This is a genomic window from Phaeobacter sp. NW0010-22 (assembly GCF_040365955.1).
In the GTDB taxonomy this organism is placed as follows: Bacteria; Pseudomonadota; Alphaproteobacteria; order Rhodobacterales; family Rhodobacteraceae; genus OMPR01.
On sequence record NZ_BAABWT010000001.1, the window covers coordinates 365,665 to 384,046 of the forward strand.

Below are 18,382 nucleotides of genomic sequence, written 5' to 3' on the forward strand. Positions count from 1 at the left end.
CAGTAAGAGCGCTTGCAGGTCGATTTATCGGGAGAAGACCCATGACTGCTTTTATCACCGCACTGACCGCCACAGCTACCCTGACAAACGAAGAACTGCCCGCTCTGATCGAAGAACAGCTGCGCGCTCAAGGGCTGCTGGCCGGGATCAGCTTCTCTCATGATTATGTCGATGGTGATGAAGGCAATGAGAGTGATGAAGGCAACGAAGCGAACGAAGGCGACGAAGACAACGAAGGCGATGAATTCGACGAGGGCAACGAGAACGACGAAGGCAACGAAGACGACGAAGGCAATGAAGACAACGAAGACAACGAAGGCAACGAAAGCAACGGCGACAACGAAGGCAACGAAGGCAACGAAGGTAACGAAGACAACGAAGGCGACGAAAACGACGAAGGTAACGAAGACAACGAAGGCAACGAAAACGACGAGGACGACGAAGGCGACGAAGGCAACGAAGACGACGAGGGCAACGAAGAAGACGAAGGCAACGAGGGCAACGAAGGTAACGAAGACAACGAAGGCAATGAAACGGCGAGCAGTGGCGACGAAGGAAACGAGGGGAACGAGGACAACGAAGGTGATGAGCCTGACGTCATAAACAACGAAGGAAACGAAGGAAACGAAGGAAACGAGGGGAACGAGGGCAACGAAGGCAACGAAGATAACGAAGGTAGCGAAGGCGACGAACAGAACGAAAACGAAGGCGTCGAAGGCAACGAGAACGACGAAGACGACGAGCGGAACGAAGGCGACGAGAACGACGAAGGTAACGAAGGCAACGAAGGCAACGAAGACGACGAGGGCAACGAAAACAACGAAGGCAACGAAGGCGACGAGGGCGCCAACGAAGGCGACGAGGGCAACGAGGGCAACGAAGGCGACGAAGGCGACGAAGACAACGAAGGCAATGAAGGCGACGAAGGCAGCGAAGGCGACGAAGGCAATGAAGGTGTCTTTGGCGACGAAGGTGACGAACAGAACGAGGGTGACGAGAGCGACGAGGATAATGAGGGCAACGAGGGCGATGGCACCGATGGCCTTGATGACGAGGGCGACGAGGACAACGAAGACGACGAAGAAGACGAAAACGACGAAGATAACGAGGGCGACGAAGAGACCGTCTTTGATGATGAGGGTGACGAAGGCCAGGAGGGCGATGAAGGCAACGAAGGCGTAATTGGTCAGGAAGACAACGAAGGCGACGAAGACGACGAGCACGATGAATCAAACGAAGGCGACGAGGCCGATGAAGGCGATGAAGCCGACGAAGACGACGAAAACGACGAAGATGATGAAGACAACGAAGGCGACGAACAGAACGAAGATGACGAAGATAACGAAGGCGATGAAAATAACGAAGATAACGAAGGAAACGAAAGCGACGAAAACGATGAACTAGACGAGGATGACGAAAATAACGAAGACGACGAAGGCAACGAAGGGGATGAGTTAGACGAAGGCGACGAGGATAACGAAGGCAACGAAAGCGACGAAGATAACGAATTCGACGAGGTCGGATCAGGTTACGGTGACGAAGGTAACGAAGACAACGAAGGTGATGAAAACGACGAGGACGACGAAAACGACGAAGGCGACGAAGAAGACGAAGGCGACGAAAACGACGAGGGCAACGAGTACAACGAAGGCAACGAAGACAACGAAGAAAACGAAAGCGACGAGGGCAACGAAGGCAACGAAAACAACGAAGGCAATGAAGACGACGAAAATAATGAAGGTGATGAAAGCGACGAAGGTGACGAAGCCAACGAGTCTAACGAAGGCGACGAGTTAGACGAGGGCGACGAAGGGAACGAGAACGACGAAGGCGACGAAGTTAACGAAACCGACGATGGAACCTCCGGCGACGAAGGTGATGAAGGTAATGAAGGCGACGAAGGCACCCTGAGTTCGAATGGCAACGAAGGTGACGAAGGCGACGAGAACGACGAGGCTGACGAAGACAACGAATCCGACGAAGGCAATGAAGCTGACGAAGGCAACGAAGGCAACGAGTTCGACGAAGGAAACGAAGACAACGAATCCAATGAAAGTGACGAAGACGACGAAGACAACGAAGGCAACGAGGCTGACGAAGACGACGAAGGCGACGAGCACGATGAAGAGGATGAAGGCGAAGAAGGCAACGAAGGCGACGAAAACGACGAAGGCAACGAGGGTGACGAAGGCAACGAAGACGACGAAAACGACGAAAACGACGAAGATAATGAGGGTGACGAGAATGACGAAGGTGACGAAGGCAATGAAGGCGGCATGAACAACGAAGGTGACGAAAACGACGAAGACGACGAATCTGATGAAGGTGACGAAAGCGACGAAGGCAACGAAGGAGATGAAGACGACGAAGGCGACGAAGCCGAAGAAGGTGACGAACACAACGAAGGCGATGAAAACGACGAAAACGACGAAAATAATGAAGGTGACGAAGAAAACGAAGACGACGAAAACGACGAACACGACGAAAACGACGAAGACAACGAAGGCAATGAAGACGACGAAGACGACGAAAACGACGAAAACGACGAAGACAACGAAGACGACGAAGGCAATGAAGAAGACGAATCCGACGAAGGCGACGAAGGCAACGAAGGGGACGAAAACGACGAAGACGATGAAGACAATGAAGGCAATGAAGACAACGAAGTCGACTCCGGTGACGAAGGCGATGAAGGAGACGAAGGAAACGAAAACGACGAAGGGGACGAAAATAACGAGGGCGACGAAGGCGATAGCCAGCTTGACAACAACGAAGGTGACGAAGGCGACGAAGACAACGAAGGCAATGAAGGAGACGAAGGCGACGAAGACGACGAAAACAATGAAGGCGACGAGGGTATCCAATAATCGTCGGATTTGCTTCGGGTGGCCTGCATTTGCTGCAGGTCCCTGCATAAAGGGGCGGCGCTTTGGCGCCGCCTTTTACGTTTCTGACGGCCAAGTCCTCTTAGCTTGACGTGTTCCGCTAAAAGCTCAGCGGTTTGAGGTCAGCCTGTTATCCAAACAAGCAGGCTAAGAATACCGAAGAGCGGATGCACGACGTGCCCGCATTCAAAGATTGGTTGGGATAAAACTATGAAAGCCCTGTGCAAGGCGATGCGCTGTGCAAGGAACTGAGACAGCATTCTTCGTGGTTTGAGATTGGTAAGATCGGTTAGAATTTTGGCGGCTCAAAGTTGCGCCGAACTGCGCTCAACCCCGTCAAACTGTGTTGAGCCTCGTAAGGGCGCCACAACGCGGCGCTGTCCACCACTTCCTTGTTTTTATTGAATAAAATATGGAAGTGGTGGGCGACCCTGGAATCGAACCAGGCGTGCGTCTCCGCGAGGGAGTTACAGTCCCCTGCCACACCTTGCGGCCTGTCGCCCACTATCAGGCGTTGCACCTGATGTGTGGGCGTGATTACAAGCACCCCAACGGGGCGTCAACAGGAAAAGTTATACTTAGGCGCCCTAAACTGAATTGATTTGCCGGAGACCAGAAAAATGAAGAAACCCAAGTGGGTTGTAGAGAAGGAACAGGCTCGCAAAGCGTCGGGTCCTGAGACTGTGTGGCTCTTTGGCTTGCATGCCGTACGGGATGCGTTGATGAATCCAAAACGGCAGAAATTGCGCCTGATTGTGACGAAAAACGCCCATGACAAGCTGTCCGAGGCAATTGCTGAGGGCGGGATCGAGCCCGAGGTCGTTGACCCGCGTAACTTCTCGGCTCCGTTGGACCCTGGGTCGGTGCATCAAGGGGCTGCGATGGAGGTCAAACCGCTCAGCTGGGGATCTTTGTCAGAAAATTGCATCGGACGTGAAACGCCTCGTGTGATTCTGCTCGACCGGGTTACAGATCCGCACAATGTTGGGGCGATTCTACGCTCGGCCGAGGTTTTGGGCGCAAGCGCAGTGATCGGCACCCGGCATCACTCGGCCCCTGAAACCGGTGCCTTGGCGAAAACCGCCAGCGGCGCGTTAGAGCGGCAGCCTTACCTGCGGATGCGCAATCTGTCTGACACCATCGTTGAACTACAACGTATGGGATTTCTGGTGTTGGGTCTGGATGGCGAAGCCGAACAGACGATTGAAGAGACGCTCGAGGGTAAAATGCACCTTCCCGTGGCTTTGGTTTTGGGTGCAGAGGGACCCGGATTGCGGCAAAAAACCAAAGAAACCGTGGATCATCTGGTGAAAATTGATGCAGCAGGTGGATTTGGCTCTCTGAACGTCTCGAACGCGGCAGCTATCGCCTTATATGCAAGCAAAGCCCGCTAACTCGAGGTCCACGTGAAGCCCATCCCTAAAATCGCCACTTGTTGTTACTGCGGCACGCGCGCGGCGCTTGTCCTGCGCGGTGAGGGGCGGCACGAGCTGAGTTGCGCTGCCTGTGGTGCACCACTCCATGACTTGAAGATGTTGCCACAGGAAAAAGCTAAACCTGCTAAGGTCAAAAAGGTGGGGGGCGGGTCTGCCCCCTACAAGAAGGTCAAAAAGCACAAAGCGTACAAAAAGCCCAAAAAACGAAAGGGACTTATGGCGCGTGTGTTTGATGAAGCATGGGATGTTATCGAAGACGTCTTTGATTGAACCCAATGTGGTTTCGGGCACACGATGTGTTCACATCCTTGTCAGGTCCCTTGGCGTGCCTTGTTGGACAATGCATGTATGAGGGGTGACTCTCAAAATGGTACGTTCATGCTGTCTCGTCGACTCTTTCTGGCTGGTTTTGTTGCGTTGGGCTTTGCCCCCGCCATACAGGCGGAATCCCCGATTTTCTATGCGTCACAGGGCGCGGCGATAAATGGCTATGACACGGTTGCCTATTTTTCGTCAGGAGAACCTGTAATTGGGGCCCCTGATATCGCGGTGATGTGGAAAGGGGCGGTTTGGCATTTTGCCACTCAAGAGAACCGCGCAGCTTTCGAAGCCAATCCACGCGCTTACGCGCCTCAGTTTGGGGGGTATTGCGCCTATGCGATGGGGATGGGGTATATCTCTACAACGGATCCGCTTGCTTGGCAGATTATCGATGGAAAGCTGTATCTTATCCATTCGCAGGGCGTTGAGCGGATGTGGTCGCGTGATGTCGCTGGGAATATCTCACGTGCCGAGGTTAACTGGCCAACTCCGCTGTTTGACTGATTCCAAGCGAAAAACTGTCTTGTCATCAAAAAAATGCACCCAGCCTCTTTTTTTTAGTCAGGTAATGCCTAAATGATACAGTGACCGCGGAAAGGAACTGCCGCGGGTCATTTCACTGTCCCTCGTTCCACACTTTGCGCCCAGGGTTTCATCCCTTGGGCGCTTTTTTCTTTTGATGGTCCGGGTTACGGTAAGCCCATGACATATTACCCAGATCCGCATCTGAAACAGATTCTGACCCGCACCAAGGTGATTGCCGTGGTGGGGGTGTCTATGAACCCGGTCCGCCCCAGCTATTATGTTGCGCGCTACCTCGGAATAAAGGGGTTTCGTGTGATTCCGGTTAACCCGGGGCATGCTGGAAAAGAGCTATTTGGCGAAACAGTCCGTGGCTCACTCAGCGACGTGTCTGAACCCGTCGATATGGTGGATATTTTTCGCCGCTCCGAGGCAGTACCCGCGATTGTCGAAGAATCGCTCGCACAGTTTCCCCAGTTGCGGACAATCTGGATGCAGATCGGTGTCGAACACGCCGAGGCGGCAGCACAGGCCGAGGCGCGCGGCGTGGATGTGATCCAAAACCGTTGCCCAAAGATTGAATATCAACGCCTGTTTGGTGAACTGCGTATGGGTGGCTTTGCCACTGGGGTTATTTCTTCGAAGCTGTAGCAGCTCAGGTGGGGCGGGCGGCCTTTTCAGCAAGGCCGCTGGTGCCTTGCCGCTTGGCCAGCACGTCCAACACATCATCCAATGCCACATCCCGTGCGGCCAGCATCACCAGCAAATGATACAAAACATCTGCGGCCTCGCTGGTCAGCTTTTCACGGTCGCCTTTGGCCGCTTCGATGATCGCCTCAATGGCTTCTTCGCCAAACTTTTCGGCACATTTTTCAGGGCCCTTGGCAAGCAGCTTGGCGGTCCAACTGCTGTCCGGATCCGCGCCTTTGCGAGCTTCGATTGTGGCGGCTAGATCGTGCAGAATGCTCATATTTAACCCCTTAAGACAGGCGCATTGGAATACCGGCGGCAGCCATGTGTTCTTTGGCCTCCTGAACGGTAAATTCCCCAAAGTGAAAGATCGAGGCGGCCAGCACAGCACTTGCCCCGCCTTTGGTGACGCCTTCGACAAGGTGGTCCAAGGTTCCCACACCACCTGACGCAATGACGGGTACGTTTACCGCGTCTGAAATCGCTTTGGTGAGCGGCAGGTTAAAGCCCGATTTGGTTCCATCCCGATCCATCGACGTCAGCAAGATTTCTCCGGCGCCTTTGGCGACCACGGTTTTGGCGAACTCAACCGCGTCAATGCCGGTTTCTTTACGGCCACCATGGGTAAAGATCTCCCACTTGCCCGGCGCGACGGTTTTTGCATCAATGGCCACGACGATACACTGGCTGCCGAACTGATCAGCGGCCTCGGCGACGACATCCGGGCGGGCCACGGCTGCCGAATTAAAACTGACTTTATCCGCGCCTGCCAGCAACAGATCGCGCACATCTTCTTTGGTGCGTACGCCCCCACCAACCGTCAGCGGAACAAAACACTGTTCAGCGGTGCGCTGCACCACATCAAACATGGTGCCCCGGTTTTCGTGAGTGGCGTGAATGTCCAGAAAACAAATCTCATCCGCCCCCGCCGCATCATAGGCTTTGGCGGATTCAACCGGGTCACCGGCATCTCGGAGACCGACAAAGTTCACGCCTTTGACAACGCGACCATCGGCGACGTCCAGACAGGGGATAATGCGGGTTTTCAACATAAGGTGTTTACCGTGACTGGATGTGGGGACAGGGGGACGGTCATTGCGGATCAGGATGCCAAAGTGGCAAGGGCTTCTTTCAGGTCAAGCGCGCCATCATACAACGCACGTCCTGATATGGCACCATTCAAGTCAACGCCGCAGTCGCGCAGGGCAATCAGATCTGCCAGCGAGCTGACCCCACCGGACGCGATCACCGGGATCGATACCGCGCGGGCCAAATCAGCGGTGGCTTCGATGTTTGGCCCCTGCATTGCGCCATCGCGATTGATATCTGTGTAGATGATGGCGGACACGCCTGCGTCCTCGAACGATTTGGCCAGATCAGTGACCTGCACATTGGTCTCTTCGGCCCAGCCTTTGGTCGCGACCAACCCGTTACGCGCGTCTATGCCAACGGCAACTTTCCCGGGGAATTCGCGGGCTGCTTCGCGAACCAAATCAGGGTTTTCCACTGCAACGGTCCCAAGGATCACCCGCGCTAATCCCTTTTCTATCCATGTCGCGATGGTGGCCATATCGCGTATTCCGCCACCCAGCTGCGCAGGAACATTGCAGGCTTTCAAAATCGCCTCAACCGGCGCGGCATTGACTGGCTCACCAGCAAACGCACCGTTCAGGTCCACAAGATGCAGCCACTCACACCCTGCCTCGACAAAAGCCATCGCCTGCGAGGCGGGGTCGTCGTTAAAAACAGTCGCTTGGTCCATTTCACCGCGCACAAGGCGTACGGCTTGGCCGTCTTTGAGGTCGATTGCGGGATACAGGATCATGGTGCGCGGCCTTATGCTTATGTTCAGGCGCGATATGGCACGACTGGGGTAGGGGATGCAACGCGACCCAAAGTCAGTCTTGCCCGAAGCGGGGAATCCACGTCACAGTGGGGCAAACAGGGAGAGTAATGATGAAAAAACTGATTATCAGTGCAGTGTTTGCCTTGGGCTTCGCGGGTCCGGCGCTGGCCGATGCCGTGTCGGGCACCTGGAAAACAGCAGAAGGCGAAGAAGGCGGTTACCTGCATGTGGCGATTGCCCCATGTGGTGCGGCTATTTGCGGAACCATAAAAGCCGCTTATGATAAAGCAGGCAGCCTGTCGTCAGGTTACGAGCATCTCGGCAAAAAGATTATCTGGGATATGAATGTCGACGGGGGCGGGGCTTACAGCGGTGGTAAAATCTGGGCCCCAGATTCGGACAAGACCTATTCGTCAAAAATGTCGCTGAGCGGCAAAACCCTAACCGTCAAAGGCTGCGTTGCAGGCGGTTTGATTTGTCGCGGTCAAGATTGGAAGCGCGTCAAGTAACGACCCAACGCGCAAGAGCTGGGCGATCAAGGCGCCCAGTTCAAGAAATTGGCGATCAGGCGCAGGCCGGTGTCTTGGCTTTTCTCAGGATGGAACTGCATTCCCACCATCGTGTCCCGCCCGATAACGGCGGTGATGTCCCCGGCATAGTCCACATGCGCCAATCGCTGGGCAGCATCTGCCACATGAAACTGGTACGAATGCACAAAATATGTGTGATCGCCGGTTTGAATGCCCTCAAAGACAGGATGCGGGTTGTCGATCACCAGATCGTTCCACCCCATATGAGGCACCTTCAGGCTAGGGTCCTTTGGTGTGATCTTGACGACTTCACCACCGACCCAATCCAACCCCTTTGTGTCTTCGTATTCGCGACCCCAGGTTGCCATTAGCTGCATGCCGACGCAGATCCCCAGAAACGGGCGACCTTTGTCCTCAACAGCTTCGCGCAGCGCGTCAAACAGGCCAGAATGTCCGCGCAACGCAGCGGCACATGCGGGAAAGGCACCGTCACCGGGCAACACAATGCGATCTGCGCGGGCCACTACATCGGCGTCGCCGGTGACGATCACCTCACCAGCGTTGGTTTCCTGTGCCATGCGCTGAAACGCTTTTTCAGCAGAATGCAGGTTGCCGCTTTCGTAATCGATAATTGCCGTCAGCATTCAAAGTGCACCTTTGGTCGAAGGAATCGCATCAGCCTTGCGCAGGTCCGTTTCAACGGCTGTCCGCAACGCACGCGCGACGGCCTTGAAAGCCGCTTCCGCGATGTGATGGCTATTGAAGCCATGCAGCTGATCAACATGCAGGGTGATTCCGCCGTGGGTGCTCAAGGCCTGAAAGAACTCTCGCACCAATTCGGTGTCAAAGGTCCCGATCTTTTGCGTGGGAATATCCACGTTCCAGATCAGAAACGGGCGGGCCGACAGGTCCAGCGCACAACGCACTTGGGCGTCATCCATCGGCAGGTGACATTCGCCATACCGATTGATCCCCTTTTTGTCACCCAGCGCGCTCGCCAGGGCCTGACCTAGGGCAATGCCGGTGTCTTCGACGGTGTGGTGGTCATCGATATGATAATCGCCTTTGGCTGTGATCGTCATGTCGATCAAAGAATGACGCGCCAGCTGGTCCAGCATGTGGTCAAAAAAGCCAACACCAGTTTGATTGTCATAAGCTCCGGTTCCATCGAGATTGATCTCGACTGAAATCTCGGTCTCGGCGGTTTGGCGAGTAATGGTGGCGCGACGCATGTCCTGTCCCCTCAACGGTTCTTGCGCGCTTATAGGCGCAGATTGCGCCGAATTTCCAGCCCGCGCAAAGCCCCTGATGCGATATGTTGCGGCGCGGCACTAAACAGGGGCCCACCGCAACAGGGATTGCGCCTGTCAGGCCACCATGTCAGCTTGGCGGCGAACTCCAAATAAAAGGCTCCGGCATGTCCACTTGTGTCTTCATCCAGATTCGCTGCAAACCCGGCACCACTTACAAAGTGGCCGAAGATATCGCGCTGCGCGAAATCCATTCAGAGCTGTATTCCACCAGCGGTGATTTCGACCTGCTGATGAAGCTGTATATCCCCGCTGACGAAGACGTGGGCAAATACATCAACAACCATTTGCTGGACATTGACGGGATCGAGCGGTCCTTGACCACGATGACGTTCAAAGCGTTCTAAGGCGGCTCAGCCCAGCTCAAAACTGGTGACACCAAAAATACGTGTCATGTCGATATCCGGCGCGGGTCCCGTATACATCCGCGCCGTTTCAAAAACAGGCTCCATTTCCAATTCGCCCGCCAACGCCATCGCTGAATCATTGCAGTCGGGCGTGTCCAGATACACGGTTTGCGACCGTTGATTTGCTGGAACTTGATCCAATACAGCCGCCAGCAGATCCCGAGCGATCTCTTTGTCATCGGCAAAGAGCGGCCCGATTTTGTACCCATCCCGGCAGGGACGCAACACAGTGTATCCTCGCAATTCCCCTTGATCCCACACGGCACGGGCATGATGCCCGGGTGCGGTTTGCCAGGCCTGCAAAAAGGCGTCTCGCGGGGCAGGGAACACGCTGCGATCGTATTGTAACTGTTGGGGCGATATCTCTGACAAAGCTGCGATTTCGGGCCGGGGCGTGGGCAGTTGTGCAAGAACCGCAGCCACGCTGCCGTGCTGGCGAATGTTACGATAGGCCAACGTAAAGCCGGACTTGCGGTAGTTCTCTTGCTCCTGCACGACACCATCCAACCCTACCAGCCGATCCCCGGCATGGGCGATTGCTGTCAGCCACAGTTCAAGCCCTAAACCCTCCCCGCGAAATTCAGGGCGCACGATGTAAAACCCGAGAAACGCGAACACCTCATCGTAGTTCACGACCGAAATCGACGCGATCATTTCACCGTCCAGAAATCCTCCCCAAAACCCCTGCGGATCCACCGAAAGAAAACTGTCGGCATCAGCGAGCCCGGGGTTCCATCCTTCATCCGCAGCCCATTGAATGGCCGTCTGCACTTCCATGGGGGTCATCGGGCGGACGATATAATCAGGCATGGCGAACCTCTGATCCAAAAACGAATTGTATGGGATGCAGCATGGCTGAAACGCACAAGGCAGGCCAGAGGCCTGCCATGCAAATACGATCTATATTGGAGCGGGCGAGGCGATTCGAACGCCCGACCCTAACCTTGGCAAGGTTATGCTCTACCCCTGAGCTACGCCCGCAACCTATATAGTCGTCACTGTTTCCGGACGGGTAATCCGGATCTTGATGGAGCGGGCGAGGCGATTCGAACGCCCGACCCTAACCTTGGCAAGGTTATGCTCTACCCCTGAGCTACGCCCGCATCATCAAGTCTTCTATCGTCCCGGATGGGTGACCCGAAACTCTCATGGAGCGGGCGAGGCGATTCGAACGCCCGACCCTAACCTTGGCAAGGTTATGCTCTACCCCTGAGCTACGCCCGCTTCCTTGAGTGAGCCGTGAATTAAGTTCTATAGCCGATCACCGCAAGGGTAAAAGTGCAGAAAGGCAAAAAAACTTTGCTGCGACGGAAACCAAATGTTCAGGCGTTCAATGAACATTGGATCGCACGGTCTGCTTCTACACAACGAGGTTTCACATGTCCTTTTTTGAACGTTTGAAAACAGGCAGCTTGATTGCGGCAATCACTGTCGCGTTTCTCTTGCAGGCACAGGACGACACCCCGCAAGACGCGTTTGAACCGGTGTTAGGGCATCCATCCTACGTTGCGATCAACGTTCTTGCTGGGTGATGAGAACGGGCGTGAAATCAGTGTATTAGATAGTTGGGCGTGCAGGTGGCACTATCAGCGCCACCATACATGGTGGGCTTAGCTTGGCGCCAACTCTTACATTCGGCAGATTTTGTCGAATGATCCTGCCCGAAGTGACTTGATGATCTAGCTCGCTTGGGTTCGCATCAGGTCCGAGTGATCACCCAGCTATGAAAAGGGCGGGGAAAACCCCGCCCTTTGTTATTTTATTCGAACTCGACAAGAAGATCCTTGGCGTCGATTTGCCCACCGGGTTGAACATGCAGCGCTTTGACTGTCGCGTCATGCTCGGCATGGATGCCGGTTTCCATTTTCATGGCTTCAATCGTGAGCAACAGGTCACCCTCTTTGACCTGTTGACCATTTTGAACGGCAACCGAAGCAACGACACCGGGCATTGGCGCGCCGATGTGGTTGGCATTGCCGGCTTCTGCTTTCGGGCGCTGAATGGTCGAAGATTTCACCAAACGGTTTGGCACCCGGATCACCCGCGGCTGACCGTTCAGCTCAAAGAATACCTTCACTTCGCCGTTTTCGTCGGTTTCACCGATCGCCTGACACAGGATTTCCAAGGTTTTACCGGGGTCAATTTCCGCCGCGATTTCTTCACCGGGCTCCATGCCGTAAAAGAACGTGCGGGTCGGCAGGCTGCGGACAGGGCCATACTGACGATGACGCCCCATGTAGTCTTTGTAGACCTTGGGATACATCAGATAGCCGTTCAGATCCTCGTTATCGATCTCTTTGCCTTCCAGCTCGGCGCTCAACTCGGCGCGCGCGGCCTCCAGATCAACAGCGGGCAAATGCTTGCCGGGGCGCTCAAGATTTGGCGCTTCGTCTTTAAGAACCTTTTGGATGATCGTGTTGGGGAACCCTCCGGGAGGCTGACCAAGGTTGCCGCGCATCATATCCACGACCGAGTCGGGGAACGCCACATCGCTGGTCGGGCTTTCCACGTCATCGCGGCTCAGACCCTGGCTCACCATCATCAACGCCATGTCGCCCACAACTTTGGACGATGGGGTCACTTTGACGATGTCGCCAAACATCTGGTTCACGTCGGCATACATCTGCGCCACTTCATGCCAGCGCTCTTCCAGGCCCAGGCTACGCGCTTGCGCCTTCAGGTTGGTGAACTGACCGCCGGGCATTTCATGCAGATACACTTCAGACGCTGGCGCCTGTAAACCGCTTTCAAACGCAGCATACTGACCGCGGACGCTTTCAAAGTAGTCGCTGATCTCGCGAATGGCTTTGATGTCCAACCCGGTGTCACGATCGGTGTTGCGCAGCGCTTCTACAACCGATCCCAACGTCGCCTGCGAGGTGTTTCCGCTGAAGGAATCCATGGCGCAATCCACAGCATCCACACCCGCGTCCGCGGCGGCCAAGATGGTGGCTGAGGCGATGCCCGCCGTGTCGTGTGTGTGGAAGTGGATCGGCAGGCCAACCTCTTCTTTCAGGGCCCGTACCAGCACGCGGGCAGCGGCGGGCTTCAGCAATCCAGCCATGTCTTTCAGACCCAGAACATGTGCCCCGGCATCGCGCAGCTCTTTGCCCATCGCGACATAGTATTTCAGGTCATATTTAGACCGGTCGGGGTTCAGGATGTCGCCAGTGTAACAGATGGTGCCTTCGCAGACTTTGTTCTGTTCCACCACCGCGTCCATGGCGACACGCATGTTTTCAACCCAGTTGAGGCTGTCAAAGACGCGGAACACATCCACACCCGAAGTCGCGGCCTGACGCACGAACTCCTGCACCACATTGTCGGGATAGTTGGTGTAGCCAACGCCGTTGCTGCCACGCAGCAACATTTGCGTCATCAGGTTTGGCATGGCTTCGCGCAGGTCGCGCAGACGCTGCCATGGGCATTCCTGCAGGAACCGGTAGGCAACATCAAACGTTGCGCCGCCCCAACATTCAACCGAGAACAGTTGCGGCAGGTTGGCCGCATAGGTTGGCGCCACTTTGATCATGTCGATCGAGCGCATGCGCGTTGCCAACAGTGATTGGTGACCATCGCGCATGGTGGTGTCGGTGATCAGCAATTGACGCTGGGCCTTCATCCAATCGGCGACTGCCTGCGGGCCCTTTTGCTCCAGCAGGTTGCGCGTGCCCATCATCGGCTCGGCGTTTCTGGCCGGAGCCTTTGGGGCTTTCAAATCGGCCGAGGGCAGGGGCCGGTCCTTGGTTTCAGGATGCCCATTAACGGTGATGTCGGCGATATAAGTCAGCACCTTGGTGCCCCGGTCCCGACGGCGCTTGAACGCGAACAGGTCTGGCGTCTCGTCAATGAACTTGGTGGTGTATTCATTGTTCAGGAACGTCGGATGCTTCAGCAGGTTTTCCACAAAGGCGATGTTGGTGCTAACACCCCGGATCCGGAATTCACGCAGGGCGCGATCCATGCGGGCAATCGCCATTTCGGGTGTTGGCGCTTTGGCGGTGATCTTGGTCAGCAGGCTGTCGTAATAGCGCGTGATGACCCCGCCGGCATAGGCGGTGCCGCCATCCAGACGAATTCCCATACCGGTGGCCGACCGATACGCTGTGATGCGGCCATAATCGGGAATAAAGTTGTTTTGTGGATCCTCGGTGGTGATCCGGGTCTGCAGGGCGTGCCCGGTCAGAGTGATCTGGGATTGATCAGCTTTGCCAGTGGCCTCGGCAATTGTCTTTCCTTCGGCGATCAGGATCTGCGCACGGACAATGTCGATGCCCGTAACTTCTTCGGTCACAGTGTGCTCAACCTGAACCCGGGGGTTCACTTCGATGAAGTAGAACTTGCCGTCATTCATATCCATTAGGAATTCAACGGTACCGGCGCATTCGTAATTTACGTGGGCACAGATTTTGCGGCCCAATTCGCAAATTTCAACGCGCTGCTCTTCGCTCAGGTAGGGGGCAGGCGCGCGCTCCACGACCTTTTGGTTGCGCCGTTGGACCGAACAATCCCGCTCAAACAAGTGATAGATCTCACCATGCTTATCGCCCAGAATTTGAACCTCGACGTGGCGGGCGCGGGTGATCATCTTTTCCAGATACCCCTCGCCATTCCCGAATGCAGCTTCGGCCTCGCGACGCCCTTCCAGAACTTTCTCTTCCAATTCATCCGGGCCGTGGATTGGGCGCATACCCCGTCCACCACCGCCCCAAGACGCCTTGAGCATCAAGGGATAGCCCACTTCTGCCGCCTCGGCGCGGATCGCATCCATGTCATCACCCAAAACCTCGGTCGCCGGGATGACGGGAACGCCGGCCTGAACCGCCACTTTACGGGCACTGGCCTTGTCGCCAAGGGCGCGCATAGTTTCCGCTTTGGGGCCAATAAACGTGATGCCGTTTTGGGCACAGGCATCCACGAATTCTGGGTTCTCAGACAACAACCCATAGCCTGGGTGAATAGCATCTGCGCCGCTTTCTTTGGCGACACGGATCATCTCATCAATACTCAGGTAAGCTGCAACCGGACCCATCCCTTCGCCAATGCGATAGGCTTCGTCCGCTTTGAACCGGTGCAGGCCCAACTTGTCCTCTTCGGCATAGACGGCAACTGTGCGCTTTCCCATCTCATTGGCAGCGCGCATTACACGGATAGCTATCTCACCGCGGTTTGCGATCAGGATCTTTTTAAAGTCAGTCATGGCAGGTCCGAGTCCCTTAGGAGTTTGGGCGTGGGTTTTAGGCGGACAATAAGCCCGCGTATATTGGTAGTTCTGGGTAGAACCGGCATGTTAACGCTCGCAAACGCCGGTTTCATACTTTTGTTGCAATGATTTCGCTCACTGAAGTGCAGGTAAGTGGGTCGCAGCAGGAAGATCGCGCAAAGATCTTGCGCCGAGTTGGCCCATATTCGCCATCATATCTTGCTTTAGAATGTCGATGACATGGCCTGGGCCTTTGGCGCCAAGCGCCGCCAGACCAAAGTGAAAGGCCCGCCCCAACATGACAAAATCCGCGCCCAAAGCCAATGCGCGCAAGATATCCAAACCCCCTTCGATGCCGCTGTCGAATATCAACGGCAGCTGGGTCGACGCGCGGATCAGCGGGAGCGCTTCGATCGTTGCGGGTGCGCCATCAAATTGCCGCCCCGCGTGATTTGAAACCCATAGGGCATCGACGCCGACGGCCTCTAACTGTGCGACATCCTGAGCCCGCATCACACCTTTGACAATAAAGGGGCCATCCCAATGGTCACGCAACCATTTGACATATTCCATATCCGGCGAGGTGCGCAGCAAATAGCCGATATGCGCGGTGGGGGGCAGATTAGATTGCTTCTGTATATATTTATCCAGGCTTCGCATCCGAGGCATGCCATTTTGGGCCATACCCAAAGCCCATGCTGGGCGCATCGCGATCTGGGCAAGCAAACGCGGGGTTAATTTCGGAGGTTGCGTCAAACCGGATCGGGTCTGGCGCTCCCGGCGCGAGGCGACCGGAACATCCACTGTCAACACAAGTGTTGAGAAACCTGACGATTTTGCACGATCCAATAAGTCGTGTCGGATGTCAGGCTTTTTGGGCGGATAAAGCTGGAACCACGCCTGCGATCCAATATGCGGTGCCATATCTTCAGGACTTTGGCTGGCAACCGTTGACAAGGTATAGGGGATATCGGCGCGCGCCGCCTCTTGCGCCAAAAGCTGTTCCGCTTTGGGCCAAATAAGACCTGACATCCCAATCGGGGACATGCCAAAGGGCAGCGGATGGTTCTGCCCCAGAAAGGTTGTGCTCAGATCAAAATCCATCGCCCCGTGCAGGATCGAAGGATTGAACCCTATGTGGTCCAACGCAGCGCGGTTGCGGGCTTTGGTGGCTTCGACACCTGTGCCGCTATCCAAATATTCCCATACGAAACGGGGCAAGCGGCGCTTTGCGCGCCACTTCAAATCCATAATGCCTGGATAGGTGCTGTGTAAATCCATGGGGATTGATCGGTGCTCTCATCCGATTCGGCAAGGGCTTACTCTGCTGCCAGCGTTGGGCCGGGATTGACCGCCCCCTTTGGGCGCGCGCCCATCTGTGCCTTTTCATCCGTTTCGCCATTCAGGCTCTCGTTTTGAGACGGTGCATTCTGTGCCACCTGGATTTGATTGCGCCCTTTTGCCTTAGCATCATACAAGGCGTCATCTGCCGAGCGCATCAAATCCTGCGGCATGGTCCCATGGGTTGGGAAGAATGATACCCCTGCCGATATCGTGATGCGCGGCAGTGTCTTTTCTCCATAACGTACGGAAATGGCTTCAACTGCCTGACGTACGTGTTCAGCCCGAGTCATGACATTATCCTGCGTTGTTTCTGGCAAAATAATCATAAACTCTTCGCCCCCCATTCGGCAGGCCACTTCTTCACCGTCACAGGCCTGCTCCAGAACAGATCCAACAGCGCGCAGAACCATGTCACCAGCATCATGCCCATGGGTGTCGTTGAATTTCTTGAAGTGATCGACATCGATCGCAATCAGGCTGAGCTCAGCGCCGGTGTTCTGACTGCGCGCCACTTTTTTGCGCAAGTAATCCGTCAGATGACGGCGATTGAATAGGCCTGTCAGCGGATCACGGACAGATTGATCATGCAATTGATCACGCATACGCACGTTGGCTATGGCCATGCTGATTTGCTCTGCACACATCTGAGCAAGCTTTTTGCTCTCGGCGAATTCCGCACAATTATCTGTCTGCGCGCGCAGATGCATCAATCCAACCGTTTCACCGTGTGCCAAAATGGGAAAGCAGAAATAAGGGCGGCCATCGTGTGGCTCTGCATGTTCGCAGACAAAGTCGATTTCGCTGCTGCCATATTCATAAGTACGCCCGCGGCGCAGACCCCAGCACCCATCAGGGTGAATGTGGGCTTTGTGATCGCCGCCGTTCCAGCTGGCGCTGCCATCCAGCACATCGCGTGAATTCGAGTATACGTAAACGCTGCCTTCTGCCGTCGGCAAAATATGCGTCATGAACCGGGACACCATATCGAACAGTTCTTCCAGGGACCGGCTGGATTGCAACCATTCGTTCAATTCACCGAGCAATTGAACCTCGCGGGCAAGACGCAATTGATCCTTTAGCAGGTGCCGCTCTTTTTCAGTACGATCATGCAGCGCGTGAAATTGACGGCGGTTGGTGCGAAAGATGACGAACGACACCGTCGCCATTGCTAGCAACGCAATGACCGAAAGAATGGCCAGTGACATGCGAACACGCGTCACAAAAACCGCACGCATCTCGGTGAAGTCCGTGAAAAACTCAATCGCGCCAATGAAACGGCCATTCTCCATCACCGGCATGTAGACTTTGGCCACATGCCGTTGTTCCACTTGGGATGCATTTTCGACATGCAGGTCCAAACCGTCTATTTCGGACAGCGGCTTCAACTCGTGCACGTAATGGATCATGCCCTGCGCCAATTCGTTTCGGAAAAAGGCACCGTTTTCAATCTCACCAATTTCGTGCTCACGTGTGGACCAGAAAACCTGACCCATCGTGTTCAGGAGTTTGTAGCGGTAGACGCTCGACGCTTCGGGAATCGCTCTCAAAAACTCTTCGTCGTGTTCATTGAACTGACCCGTTTCAAAGGAAACCGAAGGGCTCTCCATATGCAGCGTGACCCGGCGCTTCCACAACTCGGCCTCGTGGCGAATGTCCGTTTCAAGCATCTGTTCAACCAGCGGGCCGGGGATCTTGTAGACTCCCCACGACGCGGCGGCCGTCAAAGTTATGAACAAAAGGCCGATTCCAGCCCACTTGAGCCTATGGCTCAGTGAAAAGGCGGTAGTGAGTGACATATTCGCGCTCCGTAGGATCTTAAGGGATCTATGGGTAACAGAGCTTGATAAAGTCTTAATTTTGTCGATGGGCAGTAGTCCTAGGCGCCTAC

At 55.2% G+C, this 18,382-nt stretch carries 17 protein-coding genes and 4 tRNA genes; 8 read left to right on the forward strand and 13 right to left on the reverse strand.

The features are described 5' to 3' along the window. Positions 1-41: 41 nt before the first annotated feature. Positions 42-2,867 carry a putative sodium/potassium/calcium exchanger gene (locus ABWV33_RS01580; protein ID WP_353328830.1) on the forward strand — a complete coding sequence of 942 codons (2,826 nt, stop codon included), beginning with the start codon at positions 42-44 and terminating at the stop codon, positions 2,865-2,867. Positions 2,868-3,304: 437 nt separating this feature from the next. On the opposite strand, the gene ABWV33_RS01585 is transcribed toward ABWV33_RS01580, so the two are convergent. Further along, positions 3,305-3,388 (reverse strand) — tRNA-Tyr (locus ABWV33_RS01585). Between the two features lie 117 nt (positions 3,389-3,505). On the opposite strand from ABWV33_RS01585, the gene rlmB reads away from it, so the two are divergent. The 4 genes from rlmB (at position 3,506) to ABWV33_RS01605 (ending at position 5,815) form a co-directional block, all read left to right on the forward strand. Beyond that, complete coding sequence (gene rlmB / locus ABWV33_RS01590; protein WP_353328832.1) at positions 3,506-4,279, forward strand: 23S rRNA (guanosine(2251)-2'-O)-methyltransferase RlmB; 774 nt, start codon at positions 3,506-3,508, stop codon at positions 4,277-4,279. A gap of 12 nt (positions 4,280-4,291) precedes the next feature. Further along, the gene (locus ABWV33_RS01595; RefSeq protein ID WP_113824825.1) at positions 4,292-4,591 is read left to right on the forward strand and encodes a hypothetical protein; all 300 of its coding nucleotides are present in this window, start codon (positions 4,292-4,294) and stop codon (positions 4,589-4,591) included. A 78-nt stretch (positions 4,592-4,669) separates the two neighbouring features. Further along, complete coding sequence (locus ABWV33_RS01600) at positions 4,670-5,146, forward strand: YHS domain-containing (seleno)protein (protein ID WP_353328834.1); 477 nt, start codon at positions 4,670-4,672, stop codon at positions 5,144-5,146. A 198-nt stretch (positions 5,147-5,344) separates the two neighbouring features. Further along, positions 5,345-5,815, forward strand: a complete 471-nt coding sequence (locus ABWV33_RS01605; RefSeq protein ID WP_121999138.1) for a CoA-binding protein — start codon at positions 5,345-5,347, stop codon at positions 5,813-5,815. Between the two features lie 4 nt (positions 5,816-5,819). On the opposite strand, the gene ABWV33_RS01610 is transcribed toward ABWV33_RS01605, so the two are convergent. Genes ABWV33_RS01610 through hisA form a run of 3 tightly spaced genes read right to left on the reverse strand, consistent with a single transcriptional unit; the run spans position 5,820 to position 7,679 of the window. Beyond that, positions 5,820-6,134, reverse strand: coding sequence for a phosphoribosyl-ATP diphosphatase (locus tag ABWV33_RS01610; RefSeq protein ID WP_113824828.1), 315 nt, complete (start codon positions 6,132-6,134; stop codon positions 5,820-5,822). Between the two features lie 10 nt (positions 6,135-6,144). Continuing rightward, positions 6,145-6,906, reverse strand: coding sequence for an imidazole glycerol phosphate synthase subunit HisF (gene hisF, locus ABWV33_RS01615; RefSeq protein WP_353328837.1), 762 nt, complete (start codon positions 6,904-6,906; stop codon positions 6,145-6,147). Positions 6,907-6,956: 50 nt separating this feature from the next. After that, positions 6,957-7,679 (reverse strand): 1-(5-phosphoribosyl)-5-[(5-phosphoribosylamino)methylideneamino]imidazole-4-carboxamide isomerase, encoded by a 723-nt coding sequence (gene hisA / locus ABWV33_RS01620; RefSeq protein ID WP_164620756.1) that lies wholly within the window; start codon positions 7,677-7,679, stop codon positions 6,957-6,959. Positions 7,680-7,810: 131 nt separating this feature from the next. On the opposite strand from hisA, the gene ABWV33_RS01625 reads away from it, so the two are divergent. Further along, positions 7,811-8,209: a DUF2147 domain-containing protein gene (locus tag ABWV33_RS01625; protein ID WP_113825025.1), complete on the forward strand. Its 399-nt coding sequence runs from the start codon at positions 7,811-7,813 to the stop codon at positions 8,207-8,209. 26 nt (positions 8,210-8,235) lie between these two features. Here ABWV33_RS01625 and hisH read toward each other — a convergent pair whose 3' ends face one another. Both hisH and hisB read right to left on the reverse strand, forming a co-directional pair. Further along, positions 8,236-8,874: an imidazole glycerol phosphate synthase subunit HisH gene (gene hisH / locus ABWV33_RS01630; RefSeq protein ID WP_353328839.1), complete on the reverse strand. Its 639-nt coding sequence runs from the start codon at positions 8,872-8,874 to the stop codon at positions 8,236-8,238. Then, entirely contained in the window at positions 8,875-9,462 is a 588-nt protein-coding gene (gene hisB, locus ABWV33_RS01635) for an imidazoleglycerol-phosphate dehydratase HisB (RefSeq protein ID WP_121999132.1), read from the reverse strand. It abuts the gene before it with no gap. Positions 9,463-9,647: 185 nt separating this feature from the next. On the opposite strand from hisB, the gene ABWV33_RS01640 reads away from it, so the two are divergent. Next, positions 9,648-9,887 carry an Lrp/AsnC ligand binding domain-containing protein gene (locus ABWV33_RS01640; protein WP_113824833.1) on the forward strand — a complete coding sequence of 80 codons (240 nt, stop codon included), beginning with the start codon at positions 9,648-9,650 and terminating at the stop codon, positions 9,885-9,887. 6 nt (positions 9,888-9,893) lie between these two features. Here ABWV33_RS01640 and ABWV33_RS01645 read toward each other — a convergent pair whose 3' ends face one another. The 4 genes from ABWV33_RS01645 to ABWV33_RS01660 form a co-directional block, all read right to left on the reverse strand. Then, entirely contained in the window at positions 9,894-10,757 is an 864-nt protein-coding gene (locus ABWV33_RS01645; RefSeq protein WP_353328842.1) for a GNAT family N-acetyltransferase, read from the reverse strand. Positions 10,758-10,853: 96 nt separating this feature from the next. Then, positions 10,854-10,928: transfer RNA gene (locus tag ABWV33_RS01650), tRNA-Gly, on the reverse strand. A gap of 47 nt (positions 10,929-10,975) precedes the next feature. Continuing rightward, positions 10,976-11,050: transfer RNA gene (locus ABWV33_RS01655), tRNA-Gly, on the reverse strand. 46 nt (positions 11,051-11,096) lie between these two features. Then, positions 11,097-11,171, reverse strand: a tRNA-Gly gene (locus ABWV33_RS01660). Between the two features lie 155 nt (positions 11,172-11,326). Between ABWV33_RS01660 and ABWV33_RS01665 the strand changes: the two genes are divergently transcribed. Beyond that, positions 11,327-11,479: a hypothetical protein gene (locus tag ABWV33_RS01665; RefSeq protein WP_353328844.1), complete on the forward strand. Its 153-nt coding sequence runs from the start codon at positions 11,327-11,329 to the stop codon at positions 11,477-11,479. Between the two features lie 227 nt (positions 11,480-11,706). On the opposite strand, the gene ABWV33_RS01670 is transcribed toward ABWV33_RS01665, so the two are convergent. The 3 genes from ABWV33_RS01670 to ABWV33_RS01680 form a co-directional block, all read right to left on the reverse strand. Further along, complete coding sequence (locus ABWV33_RS01670) at positions 11,707-15,147, reverse strand: pyruvate carboxylase (RefSeq protein ID WP_353328846.1); 3,441 nt, start codon at positions 15,145-15,147, stop codon at positions 11,707-11,709. Between the two features lie 138 nt (positions 15,148-15,285). Then, positions 15,286-16,431, reverse strand: a complete 1,146-nt coding sequence (locus tag ABWV33_RS01675) for an alpha-hydroxy acid oxidase (RefSeq protein ID WP_353328848.1) — start codon at positions 16,429-16,431, stop codon at positions 15,286-15,288. A 38-nt stretch (positions 16,432-16,469) separates the two neighbouring features. Then, the gene (locus ABWV33_RS01680; RefSeq protein ID WP_353328849.1) at positions 16,470-18,290 is read right to left on the reverse strand and encodes a sensor domain-containing diguanylate cyclase; all 1,821 of its coding nucleotides are present in this window, start codon (positions 18,288-18,290) and stop codon (positions 16,470-16,472) included. Positions 18,291-18,382: the final 92 nt, after the last annotated feature.

Bases quoted from the DNA above. Each gene is read 5' to 3' on its own strand.
- ABWV33_RS01580 (WP_353328830.1), top strand. From the start codon at position 42: ATGACTGCTTTTATCACCGCACTGACCGCCACAGCTACCCTGACAAAC.
- rlmB (WP_353328832.1), top strand. From the start codon at position 3,506: ATGAAGAAACCCAAGTGGGTTGTAGAGAAGGAACAGGCTCGCAAAGCG.
- ABWV33_RS01600 (WP_353328834.1), top strand. From the start codon at position 4,670: ATGAGGGGTGACTCTCAAAATGGTACGTTCATGCTGTCTCGTCGACTC.
- ABWV33_RS01605 (WP_121999138.1), top strand. From the start codon at position 5,345: ATGACATATTACCCAGATCCGCATCTGAAACAGATTCTGACCCGCACC.
- ABWV33_RS01610 (WP_113824828.1), bottom strand. From the start codon at position 6,134: ATGAGCATTCTGCACGATCTAGCCGCCACAATCGAAGCTCGCAAAGGC.
- hisF (WP_353328837.1), bottom strand. From the start codon at position 6,906: ATGTTGAAAACCCGCATTATCCCCTGTCTGGACGTCGCCGATGGTCGC.
- hisA (WP_164620756.1), bottom strand. From the start codon at position 7,679: ATGATCCTGTATCCCGCAATCGACCTCAAAGACGGCCAAGCCGTACGC.
- ABWV33_RS01625 (WP_113825025.1), top strand. From the start codon at position 7,811: ATGAAAAAACTGATTATCAGTGCAGTGTTTGCCTTGGGCTTCGCGGGT.
- hisH (WP_353328839.1), bottom strand. From the start codon at position 8,874: ATGCTGACGGCAATTATCGATTACGAAAGCGGCAACCTGCATTCTGCT.
- hisB (WP_121999132.1), bottom strand. From the start codon at position 9,462: ATGCGTCGCGCCACCATTACTCGCCAAACCGCCGAGACCGAGATTTCA.
- ABWV33_RS01640 (WP_113824833.1), top strand. From the start codon at position 9,648: ATGTCCACTTGTGTCTTCATCCAGATTCGCTGCAAACCCGGCACCACT.
- ABWV33_RS01645 (WP_353328842.1), bottom strand. From the start codon at position 10,757: ATGCCTGATTATATCGTCCGCCCGATGACCCCCATGGAAGTGCAGACG.
- ABWV33_RS01665 (WP_353328844.1), top strand. From the start codon at position 11,327: ATGTCCTTTTTTGAACGTTTGAAAACAGGCAGCTTGATTGCGGCAATC.
- ABWV33_RS01670 (WP_353328846.1), bottom strand. From the start codon at position 15,147: ATGACTGACTTTAAAAAGATCCTGATCGCAAACCGCGGTGAGATAGCT.
- ABWV33_RS01675 (WP_353328848.1), bottom strand. From the start codon at position 16,431: ATGGATTTACACAGCACCTATCCAGGCATTATGGATTTGAAGTGGCGC.
- ABWV33_RS01680 (WP_353328849.1), bottom strand. From the start codon at position 18,290: ATGTCACTCACTACCGCCTTTTCACTGAGCCATAGGCTCAAGTGGGCT.